General features: G+C 43.7%; 15 protein-coding genes. 11 read left to right on the top strand and 4 right to left on the bottom strand.

Translation table 11 applies throughout. The annotated features are described in order from the left end of the window. Window positions 1–123: 123 nt before the first annotated feature. From ATH33_RS11265 to ATH33_RS11285, 5 genes are all read left to right on the top strand, one after another. Window positions 124–996: a cytochrome c oxidase assembly protein gene (locus ATH33_RS11265; protein ID WP_049720148.1), complete on the top strand. Its 873-nt coding sequence runs from the start codon at window positions 124–126 to the stop codon at window positions 994–996. 11 nt (window positions 997–1,007) lie between these two features. Next, window positions 1,008–1,325 carry a c-type cytochrome gene (locus ATH33_RS11270; RefSeq protein ID WP_121874427.1) on the top strand — a complete coding sequence of 106 codons (318 nt, stop codon included), beginning with the start codon at window positions 1,008–1,010 and terminating at the stop codon, window positions 1,323–1,325. A 64-nt stretch (window positions 1,326–1,389) separates the two neighbouring features. Further along, on the top strand, window positions 1,390–2,328 hold the full coding sequence (locus ATH33_RS11275; protein ID WP_131470927.1) for a hypothetical protein: 939 nt from the start codon (window positions 1,390–1,392) through the stop codon (window positions 2,326–2,328). Then, the gene (locus ATH33_RS11280) at window positions 2,325–3,086 is read left to right on the top strand and encodes a glycosyltransferase family 2 protein (protein ID WP_037996024.1); all 762 of its coding nucleotides are present in this window, start codon (window positions 2,325–2,327) and stop codon (window positions 3,084–3,086) included. The genes ATH33_RS11275 and ATH33_RS11280 overlap by 4 nt, the downstream gene beginning before the upstream one ends. 113 nt (window positions 3,087–3,199) lie before the next feature. Beyond that, window positions 3,200–3,601, top strand: coding sequence for a rhodanese-like domain-containing protein (locus tag ATH33_RS11285; RefSeq protein WP_121874428.1), 402 nt, complete (start codon window positions 3,200–3,202; stop codon window positions 3,599–3,601). Between the two features lie 275 nt (window positions 3,602–3,876). Here the strand turns inward: ATH33_RS11285 and ATH33_RS11290 are convergent, their stop codons facing one another. Further along, window positions 3,877–4,296, bottom strand: a complete 420-nt coding sequence (locus tag ATH33_RS11290) for a hypothetical protein (protein WP_037996021.1) — start codon at window positions 4,294–4,296, stop codon at window positions 3,877–3,879. 251 nt (window positions 4,297–4,547) lie between these two features. Here ATH33_RS11290 and fabI point away from each other — a divergent pair, with 251 nt between their 5' ends. Then, window positions 4,548–5,324: an enoyl-ACP reductase FabI gene (gene fabI / locus ATH33_RS11295; RefSeq protein ID WP_037996020.1), complete on the top strand. Its 777-nt coding sequence runs from the start codon at window positions 4,548–4,550 to the stop codon at window positions 5,322–5,324. A gap of 157 nt (window positions 5,325–5,481) precedes the next feature. Here the strand turns inward: fabI and ATH33_RS11300 are convergent, their stop codons facing one another. Continuing rightward, on the bottom strand, window positions 5,482–6,240 hold the full coding sequence (locus tag ATH33_RS11300) for an SDR family NAD(P)-dependent oxidoreductase (RefSeq protein WP_121874429.1): 759 nt from the start codon (window positions 6,238–6,240) through the stop codon (window positions 5,482–5,484). Window positions 6,241–6,410: 170 nt separating this feature from the next. Between ATH33_RS11300 and ATH33_RS11305 the strand changes: the two genes are divergently transcribed. Together ATH33_RS11305 and ATH33_RS11310 are read left to right on the top strand one after the other, a co-directional pair. Further along, window positions 6,411–6,872, top strand: coding sequence for a class I SAM-dependent methyltransferase (locus ATH33_RS11305; protein ID WP_170151261.1), 462 nt, complete (start codon window positions 6,411–6,413; stop codon window positions 6,870–6,872). After that, entirely contained in the window at window positions 6,847–7,095 is a 249-nt protein-coding gene (locus tag ATH33_RS11310; protein WP_121874431.1) for a hypothetical protein, read from the top strand. The genes ATH33_RS11305 and ATH33_RS11310 overlap by 26 nt, the downstream gene beginning before the upstream one ends. A 618-nt stretch (window positions 7,096–7,713) precedes the next feature. On the opposite strand, the gene ATH33_RS11315 is transcribed toward ATH33_RS11310, so the two are convergent. Continuing rightward, window positions 7,714–8,154 carry a hypothetical protein gene (locus ATH33_RS11315; protein WP_037996010.1) on the bottom strand — a complete coding sequence of 147 codons (441 nt, stop codon included), beginning with the start codon at window positions 8,152–8,154 and terminating at the stop codon, window positions 7,714–7,716. Between the two features lie 314 nt (window positions 8,155–8,468). Next, window positions 8,469–8,936: a VOC family protein gene (locus ATH33_RS11320; RefSeq protein WP_062843043.1), complete on the bottom strand. Its 468-nt coding sequence runs from the start codon at window positions 8,934–8,936 to the stop codon at window positions 8,469–8,471. A gap of 671 nt (window positions 8,937–9,607) precedes the next feature. Here ATH33_RS11320 and ATH33_RS11325 point away from each other — a divergent pair. The 3 genes from ATH33_RS11325 to ATH33_RS13435 all read left to right on the top strand — a co-directional run bounded on the left by ATH33_RS11325 (window position 9,608) and on the right by ATH33_RS13435 (window position 12,800). Continuing rightward, the gene (locus ATH33_RS11325) at window positions 9,608–9,859 is read left to right on the top strand and encodes a hypothetical protein (protein ID WP_062843042.1); all 252 of its coding nucleotides are present in this window, start codon (window positions 9,608–9,610) and stop codon (window positions 9,857–9,859) included. 18 nt (window positions 9,860–9,877) lie between these two features. Further along, entirely contained in the window at window positions 9,878–10,312 is a 435-nt protein-coding gene (locus tag ATH33_RS11330) for a hypothetical protein (protein WP_062843041.1), read from the top strand. A gap of 2,116 nt (window positions 10,313–12,428) precedes the next feature. Next, complete coding sequence (locus ATH33_RS13435) at window positions 12,429–12,800, top strand: hypothetical protein (protein ID WP_147437077.1); 372 nt, start codon at window positions 12,429–12,431, stop codon at window positions 12,798–12,800. Window positions 12,801–12,926: the final 126 nt, after the last annotated feature.

Below are 12,926 nucleotides of genomic sequence, written 5' to 3' on the forward strand. Positions count from 1 at the left end.
ATTTTATGTGGTATGATGACAATGTGTGTCACATCCCTTTCACTTTTGTGAAGATTATCCATAAGGGATTTCATGGTAAGATAAAATACGGAAACAGGCTCTTGTTCAGAATGGAGGGATTCCGTGTCTGCGTCACAAATTTTATTCCAAATCTTTTCGTATCCCAGCAATTGGAACTATCAATTGAATCTGCTTTTCATCCTGATTGCGGTGGTTTATTTGTTGATCACCGGTCCCTTGCGGCATCGGTTCAAAGATGCAACTGAGGTGAAAGGATCGAAGAAAGCGGTGTTTCTGACCGGCTTGATTGTTTATTATTTTGCCGTGGGAAGCCCGCTGGCCCTTTTGACGCATGAGTTGTTTACCATGCATATGCTGCAAATGGCTTTGATGTTTTTTGTGGTTTCACCTCTTTTGTTGATCGGGATTCCGGTTTATTTATATCGTGCTGTTTTTCGCATCAAGCCGTTGAAAGCGGTGTTTTCGTTTTTGTCCCGTCCGTTGTTGACGGTGTTCCTTTTTAACGGTTTGTTGTCGTTGTACCATGTGCCGGCGGTTTTTGATACGATCATGAACAGCGAGGCGTTGCACGTGATCTCGCACACGCTCCTGATGGTTGCGTCCCTTTTCATGTGGTGGTCGATTGTATCGCCGGTCCCGGAAATGGATACCTTAAGAGACAGGCATTTAATCAAAATTGCGTTGATTCTCGGGGGGACGGTCTTGATCACTCCGGCTTGTGCACTGATTATTTTCACGGATACGGTTTTATTTGAAAGATTTCAAGAGACCTCCCAAATGCTGCCGCTGTTTGCTCCGCTGATCGACCAGCAATTGGGCGGGGTCATCATGAAAATCATCCAGGAGATTTCCTTTATGGCGGCCATCGGCACCGTTTTGGCCGGCTGGTTTAAAAGCGAACGGAAAAAAGACCAGGAAGATTTGATGCAAATTGAAAAGGAGCGGCAACTCAGATTCTCCGAAAATCAAGTGTGAAGGTGTGAAACATGAAGAAGATCCGAATCGCAGGTTTGATCGCGGGAAGTGCCATCTTGCTGGCTGCCTGCGGATCAAACGGAAATGGGCCCAATCAAAGCGGACAAGTGACGGAAGGGCCGGAAAAAGTGTATATGCAGCACTGCGCCAATTGTCACGGTGAACAATTGCAAGGAGGGTACGGCCCGGCACTCAAAGAAGCGGGAAAAAAATATTCTGAAGCTGAAATCTTGACCATTATTCAAAAGGGAAAAGGAAGCATGCCTTCGCAAGGTTTTATCAATGAAGAAGACCAAAAACAGCTGGCCAAGTGGCTGTCGGAGCAATAGGGACAACGTGTCTTTCATCAACCTGTTAGGGGTTGATGTTTTTTTATGCGCAGATGGAAGCCGGATGAATATAATGGTACGGAATGACAAGAAAGAGCAAAGGTCGATCGCAATGGAAGAAAAAAAGAATTCCTTGTTGATCCGGTTTCCCTCTTCGATTCCTTCCGCATACATGGCGCAGTTTCCGGCCGGACAAGGGATCCCGGCAGCCGACAGTCGGGAAGCATGGTCCTTGATCAGCCGGGAGCCGGAGTGGACGAAGGTGGAATTGGTGAATCCCCCGGCGGCGGTGTTAAAGCGGTTGCTGGAGGAAGGCCGGAATCCTCAAAACATCGTCTTGTATTATGATCATTTGCCCCAAGCGGAAGAGGGAACGTTTCTCCGTTCTTTCCATGTCCGGGTTCCGTCGCTTTGTTTTTATTATTTCTTCCGGCAACGGGAGGTGGACGTGGAGCTGATTCATCCACAGCCGGTTGAACCGCTGAAAGGCTCCGGGGACGGGGAAGAGGCCCCAAAAGACTTGAAGATGAAAAACAAAGTATGCTTGTGGATCGATGACCGGTTGGTTGCCCCGCGTTATCGCAAAGGATTGGCGCTGACGGTTTTGAAAGTGCTCAAGCAGTCGGATGATCTTGAAGTGATTTGGGCCGGGCCGCACCGGGAGGATTTTGATCAGCGGATCCGGGTGGTTCCTCCGGAAGAAGCAGACCGGAAACATCTTTGGCTGGCGGCAGATATCGTGGTGACATTGAGCCCGGTTGCCCAGTCGATGGCCCCGCTTCATGTCCGGTGTTTGGCGAATCAAAAAGCGGTGATCACGGATGACCGGGGGGATCATGGGGAGTGGGTGAATCATGCATTGACCGGCTTCTTATTGAGTCAAAAAGGAATGTTTCCGGAGTTGCGCAGGTATTTGCTGCGGTTGTTGCATCAGCGGGATATGCTGATGCGCTTTCAGCAAAACGGACCGCTTATGGTTGAAAAGGTGCTGAAGAAAAGATGAAACCCGAAGTCAGTTTGATCATTCCCCACCAAAACGATTGGAAACGCATGCGGGTTTGTCTGGAAGGGATTTTGGCGTATACCCATGCGGAATATGAAGTGATCATCGTGGATCATTGCCCGGGGAAGATCCCGGAAAAATTCCTGCAACGCCCTCCGTTTACGGTCATTCAACATCAACCGGATTTGGGGCGGGCCGCTTCACTCAACTTGGGAATGGAAAGGGCGAGGGGAGAGTACATTGTCTGGCTGAGCCCTTATGCCGTTCCTTCACACCGTTGGTTGGCACAGCTGCTTGCCGTTTTCAAAGCGAGGGAGTGGACGGGGATGGCGGGGCCGGTTACCAATCGCGGAAATGCCAAGCAAAAATTAAGCATTCCCTTTAAAACCATCTCCAAAATTCACCGGTTTTCCAACCAATTTAACCACAGCAATCCCACGAGGTGGAAAGAGACCGAGGTGTTGTCGGGATTTTGTGTGTTGTTCCCGCGAAGGCTGGTGGATGAAATCGGATGGCTGGATGAACGGTTTGGAGATGGTATCCACGCGGAGGCGGATTATTGCCGGCGGGTGCGGAGAGCGGGGTATTCTTTGATCATCGCCGCCGATACGTATGTTCATCAGCTGGCAAAAAAACCGTTGAGCAAAGAAGAAGTGCGGGATCAGATCAAAATCCGCAAACAAAACCAGAAATATTATGAGTACAAGTGGTTTTATTTACAAGATCACAATGGAGGCCAATCAACGCTTCATCCGTAAAATACAAACCTTGGCTGGTTTGTATTTTTTTTATCGGGTTATATATATTTCGGGGTTTGCAATCAGCCGGAAAATGGCTGCTGGACAGGCTGTGTCGAAAGGGGGATCGGGGGATGATTGGTGTTTTCATGGTCGTGATCGTGTTATTGGGCGGAATTCTTTATCTTTTCCTGAGTCCGAAGGTTCCGTCCATCAGTCCGGATGATTTGAAGAAGGTCATGGAAAACAACCAAAACATATTAATCATTGATGTCCGCGAAAAACGGGAATATGAGTCCGGACACATCCCCGGAGCAGTCCATGTTCCGTTGCGCCAGCTGGAACGTCTCAAAAAAGAGGCAGATCAACAAGAAAACGGCGGGGGAGTGTATATCTACTGCCGCAGCGGTTCCCGCAGTGCGATTGCCGTGCGTGAATTACGGAAGCTCGGATACCGGAATGTGTACTTCCTCCGGGGCGGGCTCATAAATTGGAACGGTCCGGTCCAAAAAGCTGAGGAAAAAACAGATGAATAAAGGGGCGAGTCTGCGGGAGGGGTGTATGATGGAGGAAGACACAGTCCGATATTCCGTGATTTCAGCCAGGCAGACTTTGATATTGGCGTGGTGAATTGATGTGGATTGCGGAGGGATGCATTGCAGTTATTTAAAACTTGTTTGTAACACAAACTATCTGTTGAAACAAAATTTTTATTGAAACATTACCGGTCGTTTGTGAGGTTTTAAAAACACTGGTTAAATTGAAAAACCTCTGGTTTTCACAACCAGAGGTTGATATTCTAAAGAATCGTTTACCACCAGGAGCTGCATTGATATGATGTATCACTGAGGATACATACGCGGAAGCGGCGGTTCGGGTCGCTGGATGCCGGATATGCCCAAGTGGTAATGGTGGATGTTCCGGAAGTGATATAATCATACGTGCCAATGGTTTGTCCGCCATCAAAGCTGACATCAAAGAAAAGGGTATAGCCGGAGCTGGAAGTCGTGAGCCTTCCCCAACCGTATTGTTGTCCGTTGTAGTAGCCCACTCTTAATTCCGCATTACTGATGGTGCGGACGGTTGACCGGTTTGTCGTGCAATCAGGGTCCGAAAGCCAGGCATTGTAAATTTCACACGCTTGCGCTCCAACGTCTGCCGCATGCGATACTGCCGGCACTCCCAAAAATCCCATCACCGCCACCATGGCAATCGCAAACAGTCGTTTCAATCCAAACGCCCCCCGTTAAATTATACTGAAAATTCAAAACACACTTATAATTATAATCTTTATCGGATGGATTGTATAGCATAATTTTCAAATTTCTGAAAAAATGTCAGAAAAGGTTGCATCAGCCGCCATATTAAAAGAGCGTCTGTTTACTTCAACGCGGTTGGATTTTCCGGACTATGTCATTGAACCGGAAGCGAAATCGATTATACTATACAAAGATGTAAAGATTTTCTAAGGAGGATATGATCATGAATCATTTAATGAATGGCAAAAATGTTGTCATCATGGGGGTGGCGAACCAAAGGAGTTTGGCGTGGGGGGTTACCAAATCCCTGCAAGCCGCGGGGGCTAATTTGATCTTTACATACCGGAAAGAACGTTCTTATCAAAAGCTGACTTCTCTGTTGTCAGAGGCTGGAATCGATCCTTTGCTCATTGTTCCGTGTGATGTTTCCGACGATGCCAGTATTGAAAACGCCTTTTCCGAAATCGAACAAAAAGTCGGGACAATCCACGGCTTGGTTCACTCGATTGCATTTGCCGACAAGGATGAGTTGTGCGGGGAGTATGTGGAAACTTCCCGTGACGGGTACCTGATGGCGCAAGAGATGAGCGCATATTCACTGGTTGCAGTGGCCCGGGAAGCAAAAAAACTCATGAGTGACGGTGGGAGCATTGTGACGCAGTCCTATCTCGGGGCCGAGCGGGTCGTGAAAAACTATAACGTGATGGGCGTTGCCAAAGCGGCATTGGAAGCCAGCGTAAGGTACTTGGCAGAGGATCTGGGGAAATATAACATCCGGGTGAATGCCGTATCCTCGGGGCCGATTCGGACCCTTTCCGCAAAAGGCGTTTCCGGTTTCAACGACCTGATGGGGATCATTGCCGAAAAAGCGCCGCTGAGAAGAAACGTGGATCAAAGCGAAGTCGGGGATGCCACATTATTTTTCTTAAGCCCCTTGTCCAGAGGGATTACCGGGGAAGTGCTCCATGTCGATGCGGGTTATCATATCATCGGGGTATAGACGGATTTGCGGTTAAAAGTTAACCGTGTCATATCAATTAAAACCAGTTTGCGATGCAAACAACATAAAAATACCCAAATCTTCTTTTATAAGAAGAAAACCTACAAACCGGCTGTCCATCGGCACAGGAAAGCCGGTTTGTTTTTTGGAAAAAAGATTAACCGGCAGAGACTCCACCGTCAACAATCAGGATGTGTCCCGTTACATAGCCGGCTTCGTCGGAGCACAACCAAGTTACAGACCGGGCGATGTCATCCGGGTCACCGATCCGGTGGAGGGGGATTTTGGATTCATATTGGTTCGGGGTTAATCCTGTTTGCTTGAAGACTTGTTCCAGCATCGGGGTGCGAACCGCTCCCGGGCAGATGGCGTTGATCCGGATGTTGAATTGGGCATATTCCAAGGCGGCAGATTTGGTTAAACTGATCACTCCGCTTTTGCTTGCCGAATAAACGGCTGCGTTCGGATGGCCATCCAATCCGTTGATGGAAGAGATGTTTACAATGGTTCCGGATCCTTGTTTTCGCATCTGGCGGATCTGATGTTTCATGCAAAGCCATATTCCCTTCAGATTGATTGCCATCGTGAGATCAAAATCTTCTTCCGTGATGTCGGCCAGAGGGGCCAATTTCCCGCCGGTACCCGCCGCATTGCATGCGAAGTCCAAGCGCCCGAAGCGCTCCATGGTTGTTTGGATCATTTTCCGGACTTGCTTGTCTTGCGAAACGTCGGCTTGAACCGCAAGGGATTCTCCGCCCAAACCCCTGATCATTTCTTGTGTTTCCTCAATGTTCTCTTTCGTCCGCCCGACGACCACGACTTTTGCGCCTTTTTTGGCAAAAGCCAGGGAGGTGGCTCTTCCGATTCCCGACCCCCCGCCGGTCACCATGGCCACTTTTCCGGCAAATGGTTTCATCTGTTCATCCCCTTCAAAAAACAAATGATTAGCAATTATAAAAATCGTTATACTGATTGTATCTTATCATGTATGAAAAAACCTGAATGAAAAAAGTACCCTTTTTGGATCCAGGAAAAAGAGCAAAACTGCCTTATACTCATTCACAGGAAAGAGAGGGGACGGATTTGGTGAAAGACGATTGGCATAATCCGGAGTTTGCGCTTTACTGGGATCAAACCGCTTTGGCAGGAAACCCGACCCGGAAGGAACAGATGGATCTGCTCATCTTTCTGCTTGAGCAAAAACTTTCTTCAAACGTAACCCTTCTGGATCTGGGGATCGGATCGGGACTGATCGAGGAGAAATTGTTGGCCCGGAGGCCGGATATCACGGTTATCGGAATCGATGCTTCCAAAGCGATGCTGGACTTGGCCCGACCACGGTTGGATCCGGCGCGTTGCCAATTGATTCAGCATGATATCGGCGACACCGATACACTTGCCGTTCCAATGGTGCAAGCAGTCATAAGCGTTCAGATGCTTCACCACCTGCCGCATGACAAACAAAAGGCAGTGTACCGCTTCGTCCATCAACATCTTGAGCCAGGGGGGGCTGTTCCTGATCATGGACCGCATCCAATTGCCGGATGAGGCTTTGCATCCCGACTGCGCGGACATGTGGGACTGGCTTGAACGGAAAACGGATTATCCCGGCGGAACAACGGGGGAGGAATTTCTTGATAAATTCCAACACAAACATGATCACCCGGCAGGATTGGAAGAGCATCTTCGTTGGCTGCGTGAGTCCGGATTTACCGGTGCCTGTTTGCATTTAGCTTTAAATCGCGCTTTGTGGGTCGGGGTGAAAGTGTGAGAAAAGCATTGGAGAAGGAAGGACGAAGTTCCGCATGGATTGCAGAGAAGGCATCACAGACGAACGGTTACCGAATCGTTTTGGCCTCAGACAGAAAATCATGAAGAAACCATCGGATTAATTCCAAACAAGTTTGTAACACAAATAAACCAAAACGCTTTTCTTTCTGCAATCTGCAAGTTAAATGCTCACGCAACCGATCAAGTCGGACAATCCCATGATATATGAAAAGCAATGAACATCTTGCCGGGAAAATTGACTGTTCACCTGACAATGAAACGCCCGCCATGTAAAAAAGGACTTGGGAAAGTATCCAAGTCCTTTAAAAATGCCTAAAGAATAAGTAACACAGAATTCATGATCTACGACCCGCTCTGCCAGAAGGAAAAAGATATGGAAAGAAAGATATGGAAAGAATGAATGTAAATACGAAAGTTATGGCGATTGCAGGTCCTGTAATGGAAGAAGTTGAGCAAATGGAAAAACAATTCAGGCAGGTTACCAGATGAAGAAGAGAGTTAAAAAAAGAAAGGCAAAATAGAAGTTCAATTCACTTTATGAAATAAAAAAACACACCAAAAGAACCCAATAAAGCTTTATTGGGTTCTTTTTGAATAATTAAAAACGCTTTATTTCATTAATCGGGATTACAATGATTTTTCTATATTCTAACTCATAATACAAATAAGCCAACATTTCCTCGGGAAATTCAATATCCTTTTCATATAACATATATTCAATATAGGTTTCAGCCCATTCATGATGATCTTCAAAAAGCTCCCGTACTCTATTTTTAAACAATTCATCCATTTTATCTTTTTCATAACGAGGCTTCGGAACGCCTTGCCAACTAAGAAGGTCATACCCAAAATGCTCGACTAAACCCATATTTATTGACCGATTATAGACATCCTCCAAAAATAACCGATCATGGATGCCGACTTTTCGAATAAAAAATTGTTTTGCCTCTTGTGAGCTATTCGCTTCTACAATAAAGCATTGATTGTGTATTGTGTTTTGATTGACTTGTTCCCCTTCTATAACCAGATAAGAAGCCATCAAATTCACTCCTCAACAGAATTTAAATAAAATCTGAAAATGATAATTACATTTTATACAATGATATAATGAGAGTATATCCGAAATGCCAATAAGAAGCGATAAGAATGCCTAGAGTCAAACCAAGACCAGAATGGATCGAATGGAGTTAAAAGAAGAAGGAAAGCCAGTCAGCAGAAATATCTCTTGCTGACTATCTTGGTGTATCGAAGCGATGATCAGCTTCGATATGGTCCTAATATAATTGATCGGTACTTGGCTGCAACGGATAAAGGTGGAACGTCCAAGCGCCAGGACAAAAACCTTTTTGGGACTTATCTCGAACTTTCCCCTTTGTTTATTTTCAGCCATTTTTCCAGTTCCATATTGGGGAATTCATCTGCGGTATCGATTTGAAGCGGAGAAATTAGTTCTAAAAGATTTCCATCAGGATCTTTAAAATAGACAGCTGCATGTGCGTGAGGAACGTTTGACAATACAAGAGGTTGTCTATCGGGTGAAAATTCAAAGAAAGGACTCACTTCAACCCCAATCGATTGTAACCATTCTTTTGCTTTTTTAATATCCTCTACATAAAAGGCAATATGACGTAAAGAAACATGATAAGGCGTATGAACTTGTTCACATTGCCATAACCCTAACCAACTCTTGCTTTTTTGAATCCAAAAAAAAGCTAAATTTTCACTACGGTGAGCCAATTCAAGACCTAAGTTTTTATAAAACTCAATTGAACGATCTAAATCACTGACAGGCAAATGGGCTTCATATAATCCTTGAATCATTTTGTCCCCTCCCTCAATATCCGGAATAGCCGAAGGTAATAAAAATCAGAAAAATGAGGTTACTCAATCGATAACATATTTACTCACCCAGTCTTATGATATTCTAATACCCCCTTAAATATATTTTATAAACATATTTATTTATTAAATATAAAAAGAAAAGAGAGCAACGCTGTCTTCCATCCCACGATTCAAACACTTCCCGGGGAATGCCACATTCACGATCCACGTGACCATGAAGTCATCCACCAGATCCTCGTTAATGAACGTCCTTAGAAGGAACAAAAAAGCTGCCTTATTCAGGCGGAGGGGGGATTTACATGAGACACCCGAAAATTCAAGGAGGGCCGACAAAACGAGAGAAGGGAGTTGCTGATGCTCACTTCATCTAAGGAGTTGTCCGATTTTGAAAAAATGACTATAAAACTTTATATTATTGCGAATAGTTTATTACGTGAATAATTAAATTATTCAAATGTTATTTGTTATGGGATTTTTGAAGAAAAGATCATCCGTGATGTGTCTTCTTGCAGCAATGGAGATAAATCTGTTTAATAACTCACCTGCTAAAACAGTAAAGAACGTTTTTTGAAGCAATACCCAAAACAGGTTGATCTCTTCTCCTTTCCAAAGTAGCTACATCGTTGATGACTTAAAGGAGATGATAATTTTTGCTAAAACGCGTTTATCGCCCATGGGGCAGAATAGGAATGGTTCTTTTCGTATCTCTGGCACTGGTTGCAGCACTATATTTTGAAAAAGATACAATGGCACATATACTGGGCGTGGTTCTTGCGGTTGCAGCTTGGTTTGCAACAGCCAGCTTTTTTCCTGAAAGAGTTTCTGATTATTCAACTATACAAAAAATCGTTTTCATATTAATAACATTGATCATAATCATTCTTACGCTATTCTTGTTTTAAAGGTAGGAAGGTGTTTTTATGAGTAAATGGGAACTAATTCTTTGCAAGCCAAGTGGGGAAGAAAAGATTAAAAATCCGGATTGGAATCAAATCAAAAGTTACTTGGATCAAGTGGATGGAGATCGACGTCGTGATCATAATTTCCTTGATGCTTTATGTTTAATCAACCCGGATATTGGTGAAATGAACGTCTTCGGGGGAAATGAAATCGATGGTCGTCGCCTTTACGCGATCATTTTTTTCCCAGCAGAATGTGATTATGAAAAACAATATATGTTACTCAATCCTGAGGTTCAAACACGAGGTGAAGAGTATGAACTGATCACAAACGAAGGAGTGGGAATAGATTTCAACAAAGAATGGTTGGTGGAATATGATCCGATGATTCAAGCTTTTAAACATTTCTTTGAAACAGGAAAACTTGACGATACATTGGAATGGGATGAGTGGTAGGATACCAGGATACTTATGGGTTCGTTTCCGCTATATTTGGCGTAATATATGAAGGGGATTTCCCCTTTTAATCGTCCCGATTGCACAGAAGCAATTGAGAAAAAAGACTTTTAGATGATTTCAAAAGCCGAGATTCTGAAATCATCAAACCCTTTCCCATGGCCATTTTTGGCTGTGGGATTCTTTATTTTGTTAAAGCACAGTTCATTTCACAGCTCAAACCACAGTTACACAGACAACATTTTAAATAACTATAAAAAGAAAAATATAAATAATTAAGACTAAAAAACAAAATGTTTTTTAGCCTTGAATCAAGGTTTATTTAACAAGTCTTTTTATAAGAAATCAATCACGGAGAGAAAAGGGTTAAAATAAAAATTCTTCATTCATTCAACTTTTTTGCTGTGAGAATCTTCAAGTCAAAAAATATATAAGTCAAAGTTTCACCAGCGAAGAGGTGGCCGTCACCTGCACGAACGTGACACAGTGGTATTTTCGTTCACTGTGTAAGTGGCGTGCCAGGAGATTGACTAATGAAATAGGAGGTTATCATATGAAAAAGTTAGACGAGATACAAATCCGGTTCATTGAATCCAGTTTGGAATAAAAAAAGACCGTCCGATATGGACGGTCTTTTTTATGCATGCAAAAATACATGCTGATCCAATATTAAAGTTCCCGGGTATTTTTCATAACCACTCGACATTTGAATTTCAAGAGGATTCGGTGGTTATCTGGACTTTCCTCTTTTGAAAAGTAACGTAAGATTTTTTGTTACTTATTAAATCTAGCCAATCCGTTCCATCATTCTGACGGAACCTTGGCATCAATTGAAAGCCAAGCCAACATCGTTTCAATCCTCTTGATGAGATGCAATTATTCTGACGGCATATGTCTCAAACCCTTGACACGCTTGAGGTTCAATATGGTTTTTCGAGCACCTTCGTTTTTTAAAGAGCATTTAAGTTATTTTTTATGTATCAGCTCAAAACGAAGTGGCTTTTTCCTTTTTGACGATTGGGCAAAGGTCAATGTGGAGTTGACCGAGAAAAAGTTTCAATCCTCTAGAAGAGGTGTAGTCACTTTGACCCAACTTCCAGATCAAATGAAGACGTAACATCATGAGTTTCAATCCTTTTGATGAGGTGTAATCATTCTGACCATGAAGAACAAGTTTCTCAAATTTTATACGACGAAGATGGTTTCAATCCTCTTGATGAGGTGTAATCATTCTGACAGTAACAAATCGGATGAAGTGAAATCGAACAACATCGTTTCAATCCTCTTGATGAGGTGTAATCATTCTGACGGCATGTGTCTGAAACCCTTGGCACTCTTGAGGTTCAGCACCGTTTTTCGAGCACCTTCGTTTTTTAAAGAGCATTTAAGTTATTTTTTATGTATCAAGTCAAAACGAAGGTGGCTTTTTCCTTTATTTCATGCGGGTTTCAGCTTTTGCGAGCAACCCCGGGGATTTTTGAGATATCAAGGTGCTCGAAAAATAACTTCTGTTACAAGTTTGAACATCAGGAATATCAATTATTTTCAGTTTAGCAAAAAGATAAAAAGACTGTAAACCTTCAAAGTCTAACATTTTAAAGGCAAGAGATAATCTCTATTAAAACATCTCTCCGGTGATGGAGAGAGCTGTTTTTGTAATCCTCTAGAAGAGGTGTAATCATTGTGACCACAGCAACGGTTGACAGCATTTGCGTGATAGGTGGTGTTTCAATTCTCAAAATGAGATGCAATCAAGTTCTTTGTTGAAAATAATAACCCGTCTAACCTCTGATTTCAAGAGGTTTTTCGGCGGTTGTATTGATTATCAATATTCGACTAAAAATGGATCTTGAGAAACTCGAACACCTGAAAATTCAATATACACAAAAACTGAAGCACATTGCTTGACCTGCAAAAGAGCAGGTTTATTTTTTTAATTAAAAATCAAATGCACATCTCGGCAGGAACAGGTTTCTGGGTTCATTCTATTGTTCATGCTGACGGGGGGATTAATGTTCCTGAGATTAATGAGGATTTCAATCAATTTGAACAAAAAAACCCGGTTCAGAAGGAGCAACCGGTCTCATCCCCTCCGGTTGAAGAAAAGAAAGGATTTGTGGATAAGTTTACCGAATCATTGTCAAAGGTAGGAGATTGGTTAGGGGACAAAATTTCCGGAGCATGGGAATGGACCAAGGAAAAAGCGTCTGCCTTTTGGGATTGGTTTACTGAAATTTGCTCCAAAATAGCAGAAGTCGTAATCGATACACTGTCTGCAGTTTGGGACTGGATCGTCAAATTTAAAGAATACATAGCGTTTGCCGGCGTCCTGATTTTGGGCATTGTCTTGTGCATCTTTGCCACACCGTTAGGGATTGCCGTACTCAGTGGTATGGCTTTGTCATTTGTGATCAGTATGGCCCTGAATGGTTGGGAAATTAACAAAATGACCTTCTTGAAGCAGCCATTGGCGGCCTCTTGGGATTGATCGGAGGAGGCATCACGGCAGGAGCTTCCCGGGGCTTGGCCAGCGGCATCGGGCAAAAACTGATCATGGGTGCCAAAAATTCCAAATTCTTGGGTCCTGTTCTTCGCGGAGGACAGAAACTGGTTT

The organism is Thermoactinomyces vulgaris (genome assembly GCF_003688725.1).
Taxonomy (GTDB): Bacteria; Bacillota; Bacilli; order Thermoactinomycetales; family Thermoactinomycetaceae; genus Thermoactinomyces; species Thermoactinomyces vulgaris.

What these genes read in the sequence shown, in the direction of transcription:
- ATH33_RS11300 (WP_121874429.1), bottom strand. Translation starts at nt 6,240, where the DNA reads ATGAAACCATTTGCCGGAAAAGTGGCCATGGTGACCGGCGGGGGGTCG.
- ATH33_RS11270 (WP_121874427.1), top strand. Translation starts at nt 1,008, where the DNA reads ATGAAGAAGATCCGAATCGCAGGTTTGATCGCGGGAAGTGCCATCTTG.
- ATH33_RS11285 (WP_121874428.1), top strand. Translation starts at nt 3,200, where the DNA reads ATGATTGGTGTTTTCATGGTCGTGATCGTGTTATTGGGCGGAATTCTT.
- ATH33_RS11315 (WP_037996010.1), bottom strand. Translation starts at nt 8,154, where the DNA reads ATGGCTTCTTATCTGGTTATAGAAGGGGAACAAGTCAATCAAAACACA.
- fabI (WP_037996020.1), top strand. Translation starts at nt 4,548, where the DNA reads ATGAATCATTTAATGAATGGCAAAAATGTTGTCATCATGGGGGTGGCG.
- ATH33_RS11310 (WP_121874431.1), top strand. Translation starts at nt 6,847, where the DNA reads ATGGACCGCATCCAATTGCCGGATGAGGCTTTGCATCCCGACTGCGCG.
- ATH33_RS11275 (WP_131470927.1), top strand. Translation starts at nt 1,390, where the DNA reads ATGAATATAATGGTACGGAATGACAAGAAAGAGCAAAGGTCGATCGCA.
- ATH33_RS11320 (WP_062843043.1), bottom strand. Translation starts at nt 8,936, where the DNA reads ATGATTCAAGGATTATATGAAGCCCATTTGCCTGTCAGTGATTTAGAT.
- ATH33_RS11330 (WP_062843041.1), top strand. Translation starts at nt 9,878, where the DNA reads ATGAGTAAATGGGAACTAATTCTTTGCAAGCCAAGTGGGGAAGAAAAG.
- ATH33_RS11280 (WP_037996024.1), top strand. Translation starts at nt 2,325, where the DNA reads ATGAAACCCGAAGTCAGTTTGATCATTCCCCACCAAAACGATTGGAAA.